We start from the raw sequence: 20859 nt of genomic DNA on the forward strand, positions 1-20859 counted from the left end.
GGTCGCTCCGTCATTCGTCGTCGGGGAGACCGGAGCCGCCCATGGCCATCCGGACCAGTTCGTCGGCGTCCATCTCGCTGAGGTCCCTCGGGGCGGTGTCCGACACCGGCTCCGCGAGCCGCAGGAGGCCGTCCAGCAGACCGGCGGCACGCAGGCGCTCCACCGGGATCGTGCGGAGCAGGTCCCGGACCTCGCCGTCGCCGACGGTGACCACCGGTTCCGCCACCGCGACCGGCGCGGCGGGCGCGAGTCGGACGGCGAGGTGGGCCGCCACCGCGGCGGGCGTCGGGTGGTCGAACACCAGCGTCGGCGGGAGCCGCAGCCCGGTCACCGCGCCGAGCCGGTTGCGCAGCTCCACCGCGGTGATCGAGTCGAACCCGGTCTCGCCGAACGCCCGGTCGGGGTCGACCGCGGACGGTCCGGTGTGGCCGAGCACGGCCGCCACCTGGGTCCGCACCAGCTCGTCCAGCAGCAGCTCGCGGCCCTCGGCGTCGAGCGCCGCCAACCGTCGCCGCAGATCGGCTCCCCCGTCGGTCGGGGTCGCGGCCGACGCGGTCCTGCGGGTGCGGCGTCCGGTCACGAGTCCGCGCAGCAGCGGCGGCTCGTCACCGGGCCGGACACCGCGCAGGTCGATCCGCAGCGGCAGCAGCAGAGCCCGCTCGGGTCGGGCGAGCGCCGCGTCGAACAGGGCGAGCCCTTCGGCGTCGGACAGCTCACCGACGCCGTCGCGGTGCCCACGGGCGACCTGGGCCTCACCGAGGCCACCGGTCATCGCGCCCCGGCGGGTCCACAGGCCCCACCCGAGCGACTGCGCGGGTTGGCCTCCGGCACGGCGGCGCCTGGCCAGCGCGTCGAGGAACGCGTTGGCCGCGGTGTAGCCCGCCTGACCGAGCGAACCGGTGGTGCCCGACGCCGAGGAGAACAGCGCGAACACCGGCAGCGGGAGGTGCGCGGTCAGCTCGTGCAGGTTCAGCGCGCCGTCGACCTTGGGGCGCAGCACGGCGTCGAGCTGGTCGGCGGTGAGGTCGGTGACCGGGGCGTCGTCGGTAACGCCGGCGCAGTGCACCACCCCGGCCAGCGGGCGGTCGTCGGGAACGGCCGCGAGGACGTCGGCCAGCGCCTGCCGGTCGGCGACGTCGCACGCGGCGAACGTGACCTCGGCGCCGAGCGCGACCAGGTCGTCGACCAGGCCGTCCGGTGCGCCCCGGCGACCGACCAGCAGCAGGGAGCGGACCCCGCACGCCGTGACCAGGTGCCTGCTGACCGCGCCGCCGAGCACGCCGGCCGCGCCGGTGACCAGCACCGTGCCGTCGGGGAGCCACGGCGGCTCGGTGTCGACCGCTCCTCCGGCCCTGGCCAGCCGCGGCACGCGGACCTTGCCGTCGCGCAGGGCGAATTGGGGTTCCCCGGTGGCCACGGCGGCGGCGAGAGCGGCTTTGGACGCGGGCAGCCCGTCGGTGTCGGCGAGCACGAACCGGCCGGGGTGCTCGGCCTGCGCGGTGCGGACCAGACCCCAGACGGCGGCGCCCGCCAGGTCGAGCACGTCCTCGTCGTCGAGGCCGACGGCCCGCCGGGTCACGACCACGAGGGGCCGCTCCTCGGTCTCGTCCCGCTCCAACCGGGCCCGGACCACGTCCAGCGCGCGGAGGACGGCCGCGCGCACGTCGGTGTCGGCGGGGTCGAAGCGGGCCACGACGGGTTCGGGGGACGCCTGCGCGGGCGCCACCTCGGGCCAGTCGAGGACGAACAGGGCGTCCTGGACGGACGTGGACCGCGAGTCGGGCAGGGGCCGGGCGACCAGCGAGTCCACCGAGGCCACCGGAGCGCCCGTCGGGTCGGCCAGGAGGACCTGCGTGCCGCCACCGTCCGACGGCGTGAGCCGGACCCGCACGGTGGTCGCGGCGGCCGAGTGCAGCCGCAGGCCGGTCCAAGAGAACGGCATCGACACCGCGGTGCCGCCGGACCCGGCCGCGTCCAGCCAGGACGCGTGCAGGGCGGCGTCGAGCAGCGCGGGGTGGATGCCGAACGTGCCGTGCTCACCGGGCAGGGTCACCTCGGCGAACACCTCGTCGCCCCGGCGCCACGCCGCGGTCAGCCCGCGGAACAGGGGCCCGTAGTCGTACCCGGCGGCGGCGAAGTCGTCGTACAGCCGACCGGTGTCCACGGTGGACGCACCGGCCGGTGGCCACTGCCCCTCCAGCGCGCGGAACCCGTCGGGCAGCGGGGGTTCCGCCGCCGACAGCACGCACGTGGCGTGCGGCTGCCACGGGCCGTCGTGGCCGGTCCGGGAGTAGATCCGCGCCTGCCGGGTGCCGTCGAGGGCGGGTTCGTCCACCTGCACCTGGAGGGTGAGCCCACCGGATTCCGGCACCACCACGGGCGCCTGCAAGGTCAGCTCCTCGACGTGCGGGCACCCGACCTGGTCGCCGACCCGGATCGCGATCTCCGCCAGCGCCGCGCCGGGCACGACGGCCGCGCCCAGCAGGACGTGGTCGGCGAGCCACGGCTGCGCGGCCAGCGACAGCCGCGCGGTGACCAGGTGGGAGTCACCGCCCGCCAGGGACACGCCCGCGCCGAGCAGCGGGTGGGCCAGGTCGACCAGTCCGGCCCCGGACACGTCACCGGTGGTCGTGGTGGGTCCGTCGGGCCAGTACCGCTCGTGCTGGAACGGGTAGGTGGGCAGGTCGATCCGGGTGCCGCCGGACAGGCGCGTCCACGCCACGGCGACACCGCCGACCCACGCGCGGGCGAAGGATTCGAGCACGCGCGCCAGTCCGCCTTCGTCACGCCGGAGGGTGCCGGTCACCGCGACCTCGCGGCCCAGCCCGAACGCGGTCTCCTCGATGCCGGGCACCAGGACCGGGTGCGGGCTCGGTTCGACGAACACGCCGTACCCGTCACCGATCAGCGCGTCCACGGCGTCGGCCAGCCGAACCCGTTCCCGCAGGTTCCGGAACCAGTAGTCGCCGTCGGCGACGGCATCGCGCACCCAGTCGCCGGACACCGTCGAGCGCCAGGGGACGCCGGGCACGAGCGGCTCCACGTCCCGCAGCAGGTCCGCCAGCTCGTCGCGGATCTCCTCCACCACGGCGGAGTGCGAGGCGTAGTCCACCGCGATCCGCCGGACCCTCGTCGAGCCGCACCGGGCGACGAACTCCTCCAGCGCGGCCGTCTCGCCGGACACCACGACGGAGGTCGGCCCGTTGACCGCCGCGATCGACACCCCGTCACCCAGGAGCGCCTCGACCTCGGCCAGCGGGGCGGCCACCGACACCATGCCGCCACGACCGGCCAACTTGCCGATCGCCTTGCTCCGCAACGCGACGACCCGAGCACCGTCCTCAAGGGACAACGCACCCGCCACCACGGCCGCCGCGATCTCACCCTGCGAATGACCCACCACGGCCGACGGCTCGACACCCGCCGAACGCCAGACCGCGGCCAGCGACACCATCACCGCCCACAGCACCGGCTGCACGACATCCACCCTCAACAACAGGGCTTCATCCGCCAACGCCTCACGCAAAGACCAGTCCACGAACGGCCGCAAAGCCTCCTCGCACTCGCCCATCCGCTCCGCGAACACCGGCGAGGACGCCAGCAGTTCAACCCCCATGCCGACCCATTGCGAACCCTGACCGGGGAACACGAACACCACCCGGCCGTCGGACTTCACCGAACCGCTCACCACGCCCGCCCCGAGACCACCCGCGGCGATCGACTCGATCCCGGCAGGCAGGTCACCCCCGACCACCACGGCCCGGTGGGCGAACGCCGTCCGTCCGGCGAGGGCCAGGCCGACACCGGCGGGGTCCGCGTCGTCGAGCGCGGCGAGCCGGGCCGCCTGCGCGCGCAGGGCGGGAGCGGTCTTGGCGGACAGCACCCACGGCACCACGGCGGGCACCGGAGCGGCGGGCTCCTCCTCGACGGCAGGAGCCTCCTCGATGATGAGGTGCGCGTTCGTCCCGCTGATGCCGAACGCCGACACGCCCGCCCGGCGCGGACGCCCCGACCGCGGCCAGGCCACCGGCTCGGTCAGCAGCGACACCGCGCCCGCCGACCAGTCCACCTCGGACGTCGGCTCGTCCACGTGCAGCGTGCGCGGCAGGACGCCGTGCTTCAGGGACAGCACCACCTTCAGCACGCCCGCCACACCGGCCGCGAGCTGCGCGTGGCCGATGTTCGACTTCACCGACCCCAGCCACAGCGGGTCGCCGGCGCGGTCCCGGCCGTAGGCGGCGAGGAGCGCGTCCGCCTCGATCGGGTCGCCCAGTGTCGTGCCGGTGCCGTGCGCCTCGACCGCGTCCACGTCGTCCGCGCTCAGCCCGGCCGCGGCCAGCGCCTGGCCGATGACCCGGCGCTGCGCGAGCCCGCTGGGCGCGGTCAGGCCGTTGGACGCACCGTCGGAGTTCACCGCGGACCCCCGCACCACGGCCAGGACCCGGTGCCCGAGCCGCTGGGCGTCGGAGAGGCGTTCGAGCAGCACCATCCCGACGCCCTCGGACATGCTCATGCCGTCGGCGGCACTGGCGAACGGCTTGCACACGCCGTCCGGCGCGAGCCCGCGCGTCTGGCTGAAGCCGACGAACCCGGCCGGGTTCGCCATGATCGTGACGCCGCCCGCGAGCGCGAGGGTGCACTCGCCGCCTCGCAGCGACTGGGCGGCCAGGTGGATGGCGACCAGCGACGACGAGCACGCGGTGTCGATCGTCATGGCCGGACCTTCGAGCCCGAGCGCGTAGGAGACGCGGCCGGACGCGACGCTGCCGGAGCCGCCGGTCACGGAGTGGCTGTCCACCTCGTCGGAGCCGGGGCGCGGGGTGTAGCCGTTGACCGCGCAGCCGACGAACACGCCGGTCCGCGTGCCCCGGCAGGACGCCGGGTCGATGCCCGCGCTCTCGATGACCTCCCACGACGTTTCCAGCAGCAGCCGCTGCTGCGGGTCCATGGCCAGGGCCTCGCGCGGCGAGATGCCGAAGAAGTCCGCGTCGAAGTCGCCCGCGTCGCGCAGGAACCCACCGCGGTTGGTGGACGACTTGCCCGGCACCGCGGGTTCCGGGTCGTGCAGGCCGTCGAGCGCCCAGCCGCGGTCCGTCGGCCAGTCGGTGATCACGTCGCGGCCCTCGGCCAGCACGGCCCACAGGTCGTCGGGCGTGCGGACACCGCCGGGGAACCGGCCGCTGATCCCGACGATCGCGATCGGCTCGTCCACGGCGATCGGGGCGGCCTGCTCCTCGGTCGCCCCCTGCTCGCCGAGCAGCAGTTCACGCAGGTGGCGGGCCAGTTCGTGGACCGTGGGGTAGTCGAACACCACGGCGGCGGGCAGCCGGAGCCCGGTGAGCGCGGCGAGCCGGTTGCGCAGGTCAACGGCGGTGAGCGACTCGAACCCGAGGTCGCGGAACGCGCGGGACGGGTCGAGGTCGCCGTCGACGTGGCCGAGCACCTCGGCGGCCTGGGCTCGGACGAGGTCGTGCAGCACGCGGTCGGCCTCGGCGGTGCTCACCCCGGCGAGGCGGCGGACCAGGTCGGACTCGCCGACCGGCGGCGCGGGGTCCTCCGCCGAGACCTCCGGGATCTCGGCGAACAGCGGGGCCGGGCGGGCGGAGGTGAACACGTCGGCGAACCGCGACCAGTCCACGTCCGCGACCGCAAGCACGGTCTCGTCGTCGTCCAGGCACCGCCGCAGCGCGCTCACGGCGACCTCGGGGTCGAGGAACGGCAGGCCACGTCCGCGCAGGCGGGCCAGGTCCAGGCCGCCCGGCAGGACGAGGTCGTCGGTGAAGCCCGGCGAGTCCCACACGCCCCAGGCGATGGACGTGGCCGCCAGGCCTCGGGCCCGGCGGTGTTGGGCGAACGCGTCCAGGTAGGCGTTGGCGGCGGCGTACGCGCCGTGGTCGCCGCTGCCCCACACGCCCGCGATGGACGAGAACAGCACGAACGCGTCGAGGTCGGTGTCCGCGAGCGCGGCGGCGAGGTGCTCGGCGCCCCTGGCCTTGGCGTCGAAGACGCGGGCGAGGTCGCCGAGCGGTGTGGTGGCCAGCGACCCCAGTTCCATCGCGGCGGCGGCGTGCACGACCGCGCGGACCGGCGTGCCCTCGTCCGCCAGGCGGCGCACCAGCGCGGCCACGGCGACCGGGTCGGCGACGTCGCAGACGGCGGCGGTGAGCCGCACGCCGGGCAGGTCGAGGTCGAGTTCCGTCCCGCGACGGCTGGGCAGCACGACGTGGACCGCGCCCACGGCCGCCAGCCAGCGCACGACGTGCGGGCCGACCGCGCCGGTGCCGCCGGTGACCAGCACCGTGCCGGTCGGGCGCCACGTCCGCCGCTTCGTGGAGGTGGCCGACGCCCGCACCAGCCGGCGGACCAGGACACCCCGCTCACGCACGGCCACCTGGTCTTCGTCGCCCGCGGTGAGGGCTTGGGCGAGGAGCGCGGGAGCGCAGTCGGCGGGCACGTCGACCAGTCCGCCCCACGACCGCGGGTGCTCCAGCGCGGCGACGCGACCGATGCCCCACACGGCGGCAGCGGCCGGGTCGACGTCCTCCGAACCCTGCGCCACGGCGTTCCGGGTGACCGTCCACAGCGGGCCTTCGACGCCGGCGTCCAGGAGTGCTTGCAGCAGGAGGGTGGTCAGCGCGAGCCCGGACGGCAGCGCCGGGTGCTCGGGGTGGTGGCCGTCGGTGAACGCGAGCAGCGAGAGCACGCCCGCCACCGGCTCGTCCGCCGCGATCGTCAGCAGGCCTGCCAGCGCGGCCCGGTCCGGGAAGCCGTCGACCTCGACGACCACGGGGGTGTCGAAGGCGTCGAGCGTCCAGGAGGCGTCCACCCCGGCGGGCACGACGACCAGCCACGTGCCGGTGACGGGGGCGGTCGGCCGCGCGGGCAGCGGGCGCCACGCCTCGCGGTAGCGCCAGCCGTCGACGATCGACGACTGCCTGGTCCGCCTGCGCCACGTCGACAGCGCCTTCAGCGCTGGGGCGAACGTGTCGGCGGAGGTGTCGAGGGTGTCGGTCAGCGCGTCGAGGTCCTCGCGGTCGACGGCGTGCCAGAACGCGTCGTCGACCGGGTCGGCCACGGGGGTGGTGCGCAGCCAGAAGTGCTTGTGCTCGAACGGGTAGGTGGGCAGCTCGACGCGCCTGCCGAGGCCGCCGAACACGCTCGTCCAGTCCACGGCGACGCCGTGCGCCCAGGCCCGCGCGGCGGCTTCCAGCAGCCGGTCCCGGCCGCCCTCGTCACGGCGGAGCGTGCCGGTCACCGCGACCTCGCGGCCCAGCCCGAACGCGGTCTCCTCGATGCCGGACACCAGCACCGGGTGCGGGCTCGGCTCGACGAACACGCCGAACCCGTCACCGACCAGGCTCTGCACGACGTGGTCGAGCCGCACCTGTTCCCGCAGGTTGCGGTACCAGTAGTCGCCGTCGGCGGTCGCGTCCCGCACCCAGTCGCCGGTCACCGTCGAGCGCCACGCGACCGTCGGCACCCGTGGCGCCACGTCCCGCAGCAGGTCGGCCAGCTCGTCGCGGATCTCCTCCACCATGACCGAGTGGGAGGCGTAGTCCACCGCGATCCGCCGCACCCTCGCCGAGCCGCAGCGGGCGACGAACTCGTCCAACGCGGCCGTCTCGCCGGACACCACGACGGACGTCGGCCCGTTGACCGCCGCGATCGACACGCCTTCGGCGAGCAGCGCCTCGACCTCGGCGACCGACGCCGAGACCGACACCATCCCGCCTCGCCCGGCCAGCCGACCGATCGCCTTGCTGCGCAACGCGACGACCCGAGCACCGTCCTCCAGCGACAACGCACCCGCCACCACGGCCGCCGCGATCTCGCCCTGCGAATGCCCCACGACAACGGACGGTTCGACCCCGACCGAACGCCAGACCCCGGCCAGCGACACCATCACCGCCCACAACACCGGCTGCACGACGTCCACCCGCAGCAACAGGGCTTCATCCGCCAACGCCTCGCGCAGCGACCAGTCCACGAACGGCGACAGCGCCTGTTCGCACTCGGCCATCCGCTCCGCGAACACGGCCGAGGTCTCCAGCAGCTCGACACCCATGCCGACCCACTGCGACCCCTGACCGGGGAACACGAACACCACCCGGCCGTCGGTCCTGGCCGTGCCGCTCACCACGCCCGTCCCGAGGCCACCCGCGGCGATCGACTCGATCCCGGCCAGCAGCTCGTCCCGGTCGCGGCCGACCACGACCGCGCGGTGCGCGAACGCCGTCCGCCCGGCCGCCAGCGAGAGGCCGATGTCGGCGGTGCTCGCGTCGCCGGACCAGTCGGCCAGGTTCCGCGCCTGCGCCCGCAGACCGTAGGCGCTGCGGGCGGACAGCACCCACGGCAGCACGCCGGTCACGGCGGCGGGTTCGTCGGCGGCCGGTGGTTCCTCGATGATCACGTGCGCGTTGGTGCCGCTGATCCCGAACGACGACACGCCCGCCCGTCGCGGCCGGTCCGTGCGCGGCCACGCCACCGGCTCGGCCAGCAGCGACACCGCGCCCGCCGACCAGTCCACCTCGGAGGACGGCTCGTCCACGTGCAGCGTGCGCGGCAGTTCCCCGTGCCGCAGGGCGAGCACCACCTTGAGCACGCCCGCGACCCCCGCGGCGGCCTGGGTGTGGCCGATGTTCGACTTGACCGACCCCAGCCACAGCGGGTCGCCCACGCGGTCCTGGCCATAGGTGGCCAGCAGCGCGCCCGCCTCGATCGGGTCGCCGAGCCGGGTGCCGGTGCCGTGCGCCTCCACGGCGTCCACATCGCTCGCCGACAGCCCGGAGGCGGCCAGCGCCTGCCGGATCACGCGTTCCTGCGACGGCCCGTTCGGCGCGGTCAGCCCATTGGACGCGCCGTCCTGGTTGACCGCGCTGCCGCGCACGACCGCCAGCACCTGGTGGCCCAGGCGGCGGGCGTCGGAGAGGCGTTGCAGCAGGACCACGCCGACGCCCTCGGCGACGCCGAAGCCGTCCGCCCGGTCGCTGAACGCCTTGCTCCGGCCGTCGGCGGCGAGACCGCCCTTCTGGCCGAACTCCAGCAGCCCGTCGGGGGCGGCCAGGACCGTCGAGCCACCGGCGACGGCGAGCGTGCACTCACCGTTGCGCAGCGCTTGGGCGGCGAGGTGGATCGCCACTAGAGACGACGAGCACGCCGTGTCCACGGTGACCGCCGGGCCCTCGAACCCGAGCGCGTAGGAGATGCGGCCGGACGCGACGCTGCCGGAGTTGCCGGTGGCGACGAACCCGGCGGCGGCCTCGTCCGAGCGGGCCACCAGCATCAGGTAGTCGTGGCTGCTCAGACCGATGAACACGCCGGTCGACGAGCCGCGCAGGCCAGCCGGGTCGATGCCCGCGCGCTCCAGCGCCTCCCACGACGTCTCCAGCAGCAGCCGCTGCTGCGGGTCCATCGCCAGCGCCTCGCGCGGCGAGATGCCGAAGAAGTCCGCGTCGAAGCCCGCCGCGTCCGCCAGGAAGGCGCCTTCGGCGACCTGGTGGTCGGCCACCAGGTCGGAGCCCGCGTAGAGCGCGGCGAGGTCCCAGCCGCGGTCGGCGGGCGGCGGGCCGACCGCGTCGGCCCCGGCGCGCAGGAGGTCCCACAGCTCGGCGGGGGTGCTGACACCGCCGGGGAACCGGCAGCCCATGCCGACGATGACGACCGGGTCGTCGCCGGTCACGACGGGGGCCACCGGAGTCGTCACGCGCTCGGCCGCGCCCAGCGCGGTGGTGCGCAGGTGGGTGGCCAGCCGGATCGCCGAAGGGTGGTCGAACACCAGCGTGGCGGGCAGCCGCAGACCGGTGGCGGTGGCCAGGCGGTTGCGCAGCTCCACGGCGGTCAGCGAGTCGACGCCGAGGTCCCGGAATGCCGTGTCGGCGGGCACGGTGTCGGCCGAGGGGTGGCCCAGCACGACGGCCACGGTCGTCCGGACCAGGTCGGTCAGCAGCCGGTCGGCCTCCGGCGTGGTCAGTGCGGCGAGCTTCCGCGCGAACGCGGGCAGGTCGGACGCGGCGGCCCCGGTGCTGCGGCGGCGCTTCGCGGTGACCAGGCCGCGCAGCAGCGGCGGCACGTCGGCTTCGGCGCGGCCGGAGGTGTCCAGCGCGACGGCGACGACCAGCGCCTCGTCGAGTTCGGCGTCGAACAGGGCGAGCGCGTCGGCCGTGGACAGGGCTCCGACGCCGGAGCGGTGCATCCGGTCGAGGCCGGACGCACCGCCGCTGTCGCGCCACAGCCCCCAGGCGATCGAGCGCGCGGGCAGGCCGCGGGCCCGGCGGTGCTGGGCGAGGCCGTCGAGGAACGCGTTGGCCGCCGCGTAGTTGGCCTGGCCGGGGCTGCCGAACACCGACGCCCCGGAGGAGAACAGCACGAACGCGGCCAGGTCCAGGTGCGCGGTGAGGTCGTGCAGGTGCCGGGCGCCGTCGGCCTTCGCCCGCAGGGCGACGTCCAGCCGCTCCGGGGTGAGGTCATCGATGAGCCCGTCGTCGAGGACGGCGGCGGTGTGCACCACGGCGGTCAGCGGGCGTTCGACGGCGGCCAGCACGCGGGCGAGCGCGTCGCGGTCGGCCACGTCGCAGTCCGCGAGCACGACGTCCGCGCCCAGCGCGACCAGGTCGTCCCGCAGCTCGGTCGCGGCGGTCGCGGTGCGCGAGAGCAGCACGAGGTGCCGCACGCCGCGCTCGGCGACCAGGTGCCGGGCGACCAGCCCGGCGAGCGCTCCGGTGGCGCCGGTGACGAGCACCGAGCCCTCGGGGTCCCACGGTCGCGGCAGCCGCACGGCCACCTTGCCGACGTGCTTGGCCTGCCCGATGTGCCGCAGCGCCTCGAGCAGCCGGGTGATGTCCCAGGTCCGCAGCGGCAACGGCCGGAGCGCGCCCGACTCGAACAGCGCGAGCAGGTCCCGCAGCATCTCCTGGGTCCGTTCGGGCCCGGCCTCGCTGAGCCCGAACCCGCGGTACCGGACGCCGGGGTGGGTCTGGGCGACCTCGGCGGCGTCGCGGACGTCGGTCATGCCCAGCTCGACGAACCGGCCGCCGCGCGGCAGCAGCCGCAGCGACGCGTCCACGAAGTCACCGGCCAGCGCGTTGAGCACGACGTCCACTCCGCGACCGGCGGTGGCGTCCAGGAACCGCGGCTCGAACTCCAGGGTCCGCGAGGACGCCAGGCGCGTCTCGTCCAGGCCGGTCGCGGTCCACTTGGCGGGGCTCGCCGTGCCGTAGACCTCGGCACCGAGGTGCCGGGCGAGCTGGACGGCGGCCATGCCGACCCCACCCGCGGCGGCGTGCACCAGCACCGACTCGCCCGCCCGCAGACCGGCGACGTCGACGAGGCCGTAGTAGGCGGTGAGGAACACGGCGGGCACCGTCGCGGCTTGCTCGAACGACCAGTGCTCCGGCATCGGCGCGACCAGCCGCCGATCCACCACACCTGTGGTGCCGTAGGCGTGGAAAATGCCGAAAACCCGGTCTCCGGGAGCCAGGTCCGTGACGCCAGGACCGGTCTCGACGACCACGCCCGAGCCCTCCACGCCGAGCGGTCCCGCGGCCTCGGCGGGCATCATGCCCAGCGCGTTGAGGGCGTCGCGGAAGTTCACGCCCGCCGCGCGCACCGAGATCCGCACCTCGCCCTCGCCGGGCGGGACCTCCGGCTGCGCGGTGACGGCCAGGCTCTCCAGGGTGCCGCGGCCCGTGTGCTCGACCCGCCAGCTCCGCCGCTGTCCCGGTGGCACGAGCCGACCGCCCGCCGTCGCGCGGACCAGCCGCGGCACGAGCGCCGTGCCACCGCGGAGCGCGACCTGGGGTTCCGCCGAGCCCGCCACCGCGGCGGGCACCTCCGCGGAGTCGACGTCGAGCAGCCCGAACCGGCCGGGGTGCTCCGACTGCGCCGACCGCACCAGCCCCCACAGCGGGGCCTGGTCCACGTCGACGTCGGCGCCCTCGGCGGTGGCCACGGCCCGGCGGGTCACCACGACCAGCCGGGACGCGGCGAACCGGTCGTCGGCCAGCCACGCCCGCACCGCGCCGAGCACCCGACCGAGCTGGTCGCGCAGGTCGCCGGTGGTCGGGGCCAGCAGGACGACCTCGGGCACCTCCACGACCTCGTCCAGGTCGGCGCACCGCCGCACTCCGGGCACGACGAGTCCGGCACCCACGACCACGACCGACCGGGTGTCCTCGACGGCGACCGGCGACCACTCGACGCGGAACAGCGAGTCCCGCACCACCGACCCGCCCACCGCGAGCTGATCGGCCGAGAACGGCCGGGCCACCAGCGAGTCGACCGACACGACGGGCGCGCCGGACTCGTCCACGGCCTCGATGGACACGGCCTCGGAGCCCGCGGCGCGGACGCGCACCCGCAGCACCGTCGCACCAGCGGCGTGCAGGGACACCCCGGACCAGGAGAACGGCAGCCGGAACCGGTCGTCGCCGTCGAAGAAGTCACCGAACGCGGTCGCCTGCACGGCGGCGTCCAGCAGCGCCGGGTGCAGGCCGAACTCACCGGCCTCGCCGACCAGGCCGTCGGGCAGCGCGACCTCGGCGAACACCTCGCCACCGGACCGCCACGCCGCCCGCAGCCCGCGGAAGGCGGGCCCGTAGGCGTGGTCGGTGCCCTCGGCGCGGGCGTAGTGCGCGGCCACGTCCACCGGCTCGGCGCCCGGTGGCGGCCACGCGCCGAACGGGACCGCCGGGGTGGGCTCGTCGGGGACCAGGACGCCGGACGCGTACCGGGTCCACGGCAGGTCGTCGGACGCGTCGTCGGGGCGGGCGTGGACGTGGACCGTGCGCGCGCCCGTGTCGTCCGGGGCCCCGGCCACGACCTGCACGGCCATGCCGCCGCGCTCGGGCAGCAGCAGCGGCGCCTCCAGCACGAGCTCGTCGATCCGGCCGCAGCCGACCTGGTCACCGGCGCGGACGGCCAGTTCCAGGAACGCGGTGCCGGGCAGCAGCACCGTGCCGCCGAGCGCGTGGTCGGCCAGCCACCCGTGGGTGCCGGTGGACAGCCGTCCGGTGAGCAGGAGGCCGTCCTGCTCGGCCAGCGCGAGGACCGCGCCGAGCAGCGGGTGGTCGGCGGTGGCCTGCCCCACCGAGCGGACGTCGCCCGAGGTGCGGGCGGACTCCAGCCAGTAGCGCCTCCGCTGGAACGGGTAGGTCGGCAGCTCGACGTGACGGCCACCGGTGAGGAGCCGCGTCCAGTCCACCGGGCCGCGCCGCACGTGCAGCTCAGCCAGCGACTTGAGGATCCGGTCCGCGCCGCCGTCGTCGCGGCGCAGCGAGCCGACGGCGACCGCGTCGCCTCCCGCGTCCTCGGCGATCTCGACGAGCGCCGAGACCAGCGCGGGGTGCGGGCTGCACTCGATGAACAGGTCGTGCCCGTCGGCCAGCACCCGTCGGACGGTGCCGACGAAGTCGACCGGGCGGCGGGCGTTCTCGAACCAGTAGTCGGCGTCCAGCGCGGTGCCGGGCGTCGGCTCGGTGGTCACCGTGGAGTAGAACCGCACGTCACCGTCGGCCGGGCGCAGTGCCGACAGGGCGTTCAGCAGCGGTCCGCGCACCGGTTCGACCTGCGGGCTGTGGGTGGCGCCGCTGGCCGGGACGACCCTGGCCCGCTCCCCCGCGGCCTTCCAGCCCGCGACCAGCGCGGTGACCGCCTCGGTCTCGCCGGAGACGGACGTGGCGGTCGGGCCGTTGACGCCGGACACCACGACCCGGTCGCCCCAGGGCGCCAGGTCGGCGCGCACCCGCTCGGCGGGCAGCGCGACGACGGCGATGACGCCCTTGCCGACCAGTTCCGCCGCGAGCAGCGTGCTGCGGAGCACGAGCATCCGGGCGGCGTCGGCCAGCGGCAGCGCGCCCGCGACCACGGCCGCGGCGACCTCACCCTGTGAGTGGCCGACCACGGCCGCCGGTTCGACACCGCAGGAGCGCCACAGCGCGGCCAGCGACACCATCACCGAGAACAGCACCGGCTGCACGACCGTGGTGTGGTCGAGCTTCGGGGCGCCCTCGACCTCGTCGAGCACGTCGAGCACCGACCAGCCGGTGTGCGGGCGGAACGCCGCGTCGCACTCGCGCAGCCTGGCCGCGAACACCGGGTGCGCCGCGGCCAGGTCACGGCCCATGCCGACCCACTCGGAGCCCTGGCCGGGGAACACGAACACCGGCTTGCCCGCCGCGGCGGCGGGGCCGTGGTCGGTGACCTCGGCGAGTCCGCGCAGCAGGTCGTCCCGGTCCGCGCCGACGACCACGGCGCGGTGGGCGAACAGCGCCCGGCCGGTCGTGAGGGTGAACGCGACGTCCGCCGGAACCAGGTCAGGGTGCTGCTCGACGTGCTGGCGCAGGGCGTCGGCCTGCGCCAGCAGTGCGTCGGGGGTGCGGGCGGACAGGGGGAACGCGAGCAGGTCCGGAGCCGCGGACGGGACTCGGGCGGGCTCGGGGAACTCCTCGATGATCACGTGCGCGTTGGTGCCGCTCACGCCGAACGACGACACGCCCGCCCGGCGGGGCCGCCCGTTCGGCGACCAGTCGCGGGCCTCGGTCAGCAGCTCCACCGACCCGGACGCCCAGTCCACCTCAGGCGTCGGGGCGTCGACGTGCAGGGTCCGCGGCAGCGTCGCGTGCTGGAGGGCGAGCACCATCTTGATCACGCCCGCCACGCCCGCCGCGGCCTGGGCGTGGCCGATGTTCGACTTGACCGACCCCAGCCACAGCGGGTCACCCGTGCGACCGCGACCGTAGGTCGCCAGCAGCGCGCTCGCCTCGATCGGGTCACCGAGCCGGGTGCCGGTGCCGTGCGCCTCGACCGCGTCCACATCGCCCGCCGACAGTCCGGACGCGGCCAGCGCCTGCTGGATGACCCGGCGCTGCGCGGCGCCGTTGGGGGCGGCGAGCCCGTTGGACGCGCCGTCCTGGTTCACCGCGCTGCCGCGCAGCACCGCCAGCACCGGGTGGCCGCGGCGGACCGCGTCGGACAGGCGTTCCAGCAGCACGACGCCCGCGCCCTCGGCCATGCCGACGCCGTCGGCCGCCGCCGCGAACGACTTGCTCCGACCGTTGGGCGCCAGGCCCCGCGTGCGGCTGGAGTCCACGAACAGCAGCGGCGTCGACATGACGGTGACGCCGCCCGCGACGGCCAGCGAGCACTCGCCGTTGCGCAGCGACTGGGCGGCGAGGTGGATCGCCACCAGCGACGACGAGCACGCCGTGTCCACGGTGATGGCGGGGCCCTGGAACCCGAACGTGTAGGAGACGCGCCCGGACAGCACGCTGGGCGAGTTGCCGAGGCCAACGAAGTCCACGGCCTCCTCGGGGATCGTGTCCAGGCGGAGGGTGTAGTCGTTGGACATGACCCCGGCGAACACGCCGGTGTCGGTGCCGCGCAGCGAGTCCGGGTCGATGCCGCCGCGTTCGAACGCCTCCCACGCGACCTCCAGCAGCAGCCGGTGTTGCGGGTCGGTGGCCATGGCCTCGCGCGGGGAGATGCCGAAGAACGCGGGGTCGAAGTCGGCCGGGTCGACCAGGAACCCGCCCTCACGGGTGTAGGTCGTGCCGGGGTGGTCGGGGTCGGGGTGGTAGAGGCCGTCGACGTCCCAGCCGCGGTCGCGCGGGAACTCCGTGACGGCGTCGGTCTCGCCGGACAGCAGGCCCCACAGGCGTTCGGGTGTGTCGGCGCCGCCGGGCAGGCGGCAGCTCATCGCGACCACGACGATCGGGTCGCCGTCGACGGCCGCCACGGGGGAGATCGGGACGACCGTGGTCGGACCAGCGGGGAAGTCCGCCGAGTCCTCGAACAGCCGCTCCAGCAGGTGGACGGCGAGTTCGGCCGGGGACGGGTGGTCGAACACGAGCGTCGCGGGCAGCCGCAGGCCGGTGGCGGCCACCAGCCGGTTGCGCAGCGCCACGGCGGCCAGCGAGTCGAAGCCCAGGTCGCGGAACGCTCGGCGGGCGTCGACGTCGTCCGCCGAACCGTGGCCGAGCACGGCGGCGACGTGCCCGCGGAGGGTCTCGGTGAGCCGCCGGACCCGGCCGTCGACGGGCAGCGCGGACAGCTCGCGCACCAGACCGGACGCGCTGTCGCCCGCCAGCGCGGCGAGTGGACGGCGGACCGGCGTGCGGACCAGGGCCCGCAGGACCGGCGCGACGGGCTGGTCGCGCAGCGCGGCCACGTCCACCGGCATCGCGGCCACGAACGCCGGTCCGTCCAGGACGGCGTCGAACAGCGCGAGGCCGAGGTCGGTGGGCAGCGCGGGCAGGCCGGACGCGGCGATCCGGCGCAGGTCGGCGTCGTCGAGGTGGCCGGTGAGGCCGGTGCGGGTCGCCCACAGCCCCCACGCCACCGATACCGCCGGCAGACCGCGGGCGCGGCGGTGCTGGGCGAACGCGTCGACGAAGGCGTTGGCGGCGGCGTAGGCGCCTTGGCCCGCGCCGCCGAGCACGCCCGCGCCGGAGGAGAACAGCACGAACGCCGACAGGTCCAGGTCGCGGGTCAGCTCGTGCAGGTGGGCCAGGGCGTCGACCTTCGGCCGCAGCACGGGCCCGAGCCGGTCGGCGGTGAGCGAGGTGACCACGCCGTCGTCCAGCACGCCCGCCGCGTGCACGACGGCGGTCGGCGGGTGTTCGGCGATCAGGACGGCGAGGGCGTCCCGGTCGGTGACGTCGCAGGCCACGGCGGTCGCGGTGGCGCCGTGCTCGGCCAGTTCGGCGACCAGATCGGCCGCGCCGCCGCCGCGTCCGACCAGGACGAGGTGGCGGACGCCGTGCTCGACCACCAGGTGGCGGGCCACGAGACCGCCGAGGACACCCGTGCCGCCGGTGATCAGGACCGTGCCCTCCGGGTCCCACGCGGCACGCGTGCCCGCCGGGGTCCTGGTCAGGCGCGGTACGAGGACTTCTCCCCCGCGCACGGCAACTTGGTCCTCGTCGGGGCCGAGCGCGCCGAGTCCGAGTGCCAGAGCGGTGTCGTCGTCGAGGTCGAGCAGGCCGAACCGGTCCGGGTGCTCGGACTGGGCGGAGCGGACGAGACCGCGCGCCGCCGCGGCGGGCAGGTCGAGCACGTCCTCGTCGTCGTGCGCGGCGACGGCCCGGTGGGTGACGACCACGAGTCGGGAGTCGCGGAACCGCTGGTCGGCCAGCCATGCCTGAACGAGTTCTAGAACGGACTCGACGGCCTCGTGAGTGGCGGCGGCGATGTCGGTCGAGTCCGGCCGGCCGATTCGGGCGACCACGACCGGTGCCACGTCCGGGAACTCGGCCCAGTCGGCCGCCGGGGCGGTGCCCGGCTGCCGCACCCAGTCGAGTCGGAACAGGGCGTCGCGCACCGGGTCGCGGCCGGTCTTCAGACCGCCCGCCGGGGTCGGTCGGAGCAGCAGCGAGTCGACGGTCAGCACCGGCGCGCCCGCCGCGTCGCGGGCTTCCAGGGCGAAGCCGTACGGCCCGGCCGGGGTGAGCCGCATCCGCAGGGCGGCGGCGCCCGAGGCGTGCAGCGTGACACCGGACCAGGAGAACGGCAGCCAGCCCGCGGGGGTCGTCCCGGCGCCGGAGGCGTGCAGCGAGGCGTCGAGCAGCAGCGGGTGCAGGCCGTAGGCGGTGGCCGTGCCGCGGTGGTCCTCGGGCAGCTCGACCTCGGCGAACACCTCCGCGCCCAGCCGCCACGCGGCCCGCAGGCCCTGGAACGCGGGCCCGTAGTGGAAGCCCACGCCCGCGAAGTCGTCGTAGAGGGTGGACACGTCGATCGGCTCGGCCCCGGCGGGCGGCCAGGCCGTCGCGGTGGCGGGCGCGGGTGCCGGGGTCGGCGCGAGGACACCGCCCGCGTGCCGGGTCCAGTCGTCGTCCCCGGTGCGGCCGAACACGGTCAGCGGACGGCGGCCCTGCTCGTCGGGCGTGCCGACGGCGACCTGGATCGTCACCGGCCCGTCGTCCGGCAGCAGCAGCGGCGCTTCCAGGGTCAGTTCCTCGACCCGGCCGCAGCCGACCTGGTCACCCGCGCGGATGGCGAGTTCCAGCAGCGCGGCCCCCGGCAGGAGGACCGCGTCGCCGACGGCGTGGTCGGCCAGCCACGGGTGCGTGCGGCGGGACAGCCGCCCGGTGAACAGCACGCCGTCGCCGTCGGCCACGGACACGACGGCGCCGAGCAGCGGGTGGTCCGGGGTGCCCAGTCCGGCGGCGCGCAGGTCACCGGTCGTGGTCGCGGTCTCCAGCCAGTAGTGCTTGCGCTGGAAGGCGTAGGTCGGCAGCGGGACCACGCGGGGCGTGTTCGGGGCGTTCACCGCGGTCCAGTCCACGACCACGCCCGCCGCGTGCAGCTCGCCCAGCGTGGTGAGCACGCGGGTGGGGCCGCCGTCGTCGCGGCGCAGCGACCCGAGGGCCACCACGGTCGACCCGGCCGTGTAGGCGGTCTCCTGCACCGCGTTGGTGAGCACCGGGTGCGGCCCGACCTCCAGCACGACGCCGTGGCCGTCGGCCAGCGCGGCACGGGTGGCCTGCTCGAACTCCACGGTCCGGCGCAGGTTGCGGTACCAGTAGGCGGCGTCGAGCCCGGCGGTGTCGAGCAGGCCGCCGGTCACCGACGAGTAGAACGCGATGTCCGAGGACACCGGCGAGACGCCGTCCAGCGCGGAGAGCAGGTCCTGCTCGATCCGCTCGACGTGCGCGGAGTGCGACGCGTAGTCGACCGGCAGGATGGTCGCCCGGACGTCCCTGCCGTGCAGGTCGTCGCGCAGCGCCACGAGCGCGGCCGGGTCTCCGGACACGACCACCGACGACGGCCCGTTCACCGCCGCGAGGGAGAGGTCGCCGGTCAGCCGGAGTTCGGCGGCGGGCAGGGCGACGGACATCATGCCGCCCGCGCCGCTCAACGCCCGCAGCGCCTGGCTGCGCAGGGCGACCACGCGCGCACCGTCTTCGAGCGACAGCGCTCCCGCCACCACGGCGGCGGCGATCTCGCCCTGCGAGTGGCCGATCACGGCCGCCGGGGTGATCCCGGCGGACTCCCACAGCGCGGCCAGCGACACCATGACGGCGAACAGCACCGGCTGCACGACGTCCACCCGCTCCAGGCCGGGACCTTCGCCGCGCAGCACGTCGACCGGCGACCAGTCCACGTGCGGGGCGAGCGCGTCGGCGCACTCCAGCAGGCGGTCGCGGAACACCGGGGTCGTGTCGAGCAGTTCGACCGCCATGCCCGCCCACTGCGTCCCCTGGCCGGGGAAGGCGAACAGGACGTCCGGGGCGTCGCCCGCGGTCACCCCGCGCACGGCGTCGGCGGACGGCGAGTCGGCGGCCAGGTCGGTCAGCTTGGCCAGCAGCTCGGCCCGGTCGGAGCCGACCACGACGGCGCGGTGCTCCAACGCGGCACGGGTGGTAGCCAGCGAGTGGGCGACGTCCACGGGCCGCACGTCGGCCTGGTCGGCGAGGAACTCCGCCAGCCGTCCGGCCTGGCCGCGCAGGGCGGCTTCGGTGCGACCGGACAGCACCCACGCGACCGGCGAACCGGACACACCGTCGACGGGCGCGACCTCGTCGTCCGGCGCCTGTTCCAGGATGACGTGGCTGTTCGTGCCGCTCACGCCGAACGACGACACGGCGGACCGGCGCGGCCGACCGGTGTCCGGCCACTCCTCGGCCGACGTCACCAGCCGCACGGTGCCGTCCGACCAGTCCACCGCGGGCGTCGGCTCGTCGACGTGCAGGGTCGCGGGCACGATCCCGGCCCGCATGGCGAGCACCATCTTGATCACCCCGCCGACCCCGGCCGCGGCCTGGGTGTGCGCGATGTTCGACTTCAGCGAGCCCAGCAGCAGCGGCCGGTCCCGCTCCTGGCCGTAGGTCGCGATCAGCGCCTGCGCCTCGATCGGGTCGCCGAGCGGGGTGCCGGTGCCGTGGGCCTCCACGACGTCCACCTCGGACGGCGCGAGCCCGGCTCCGGCCAGCGCGGTGCGGATGAGCCGCTGCTGCGCGGGGCCGTTCGGCGCGGTGAGCCTGCTGCTGGCGCCGTCCTGGTTGACCGCGGACCCGCGGATCACCGCGAGCACCGGGTGCCCGTGGCGGCGCGCGTCGGACAGCCGTTCCAGCAGGAGCAGGCCGACGCCCTCGCCCCAGCCGGTGCCGTCCGCGCCGGAGGAGAACGACTTGCAGCGGCCGTCGGCGGCCAACCCGCCCTGCACGGCCATCTCGGCGAACGCGGCGTCGGTGGACATCACCATGACTCCGCCCGCCAGCGCGAGGTCGCACTCCCCCGACCGCAGCGACTGCCCGGCCAGGTGGATGCCGACCAGCGACGACGAGCACGCGGTGTCGATCGAGACGGCCGGGCCCTCCAGCCCGAACGCGTAGGCCACGCGGCCGGACACGATGTTGTCCGAACTGCCCTGCCCCAGGTAGGGCCGGACCTCGTCGGACACGGCCAGCGGCCGGGACGCGTAGTCCTGGTACTGCACGCCCGCGAACACGCCGGTCTTGCTGGTCTTGAGCGAGGTCGGGTCGATCCCGGCCCGCTCGAACACCTCCCACGCGGTCTCCAGGAGCAGCCGCTGCTGCGGGTCCATCGCGAGCGCCTCGTGCGGGGAGATGCCGAACAGGTCCGCGTCGAACCCGGCGACGTCGTCGACGAAGGCGCCGGTGCCCTGGATGTCCCAGCCGCGTTCGGCCGGGAACGGGGTGATGGCGTCGACCTCGCCCGCGACCAGGTCCCACAGCTCCTCGGGGCTGGTCACCCCGCCGGGGTAGCGGCAGCCCATCGCCACGATCGCGATCGGCTCGCCGCCGCCCTCCTCGACCTCCTTCAGGCGGGCCTTCGTGCGTTGGAGGTCCGCCGTCACGCGCTTGAGGTAGTCGCGGAGCTTGGTCTCGTTCACGGGAGTCCTCA

1 protein-coding gene is annotated in these 20859 nt (G+C 75.6%); it reads right to left on the bottom strand.

Annotated elements, in window-relative coordinates; all coding sequences use genetic code 11:
• Positions 1-10 precede the first annotated feature (10 nt).
• Positions 11-20848, bottom strand: coding sequence for a type I polyketide synthase (locus NZH93_RS42275; protein WP_259628966.1), 20838 nt, complete (start codon positions 20846-20848; stop codon positions 11-13).
• Positions 20849-20859 lie beyond the last annotated feature (11 nt).

The organism is Umezawaea endophytica (assembly GCF_025061645.1).
GTDB classification, from domain to species: Bacteria; Actinomycetota; Actinomycetes; order Mycobacteriales; family Pseudonocardiaceae; genus Umezawaea; species Umezawaea endophytica.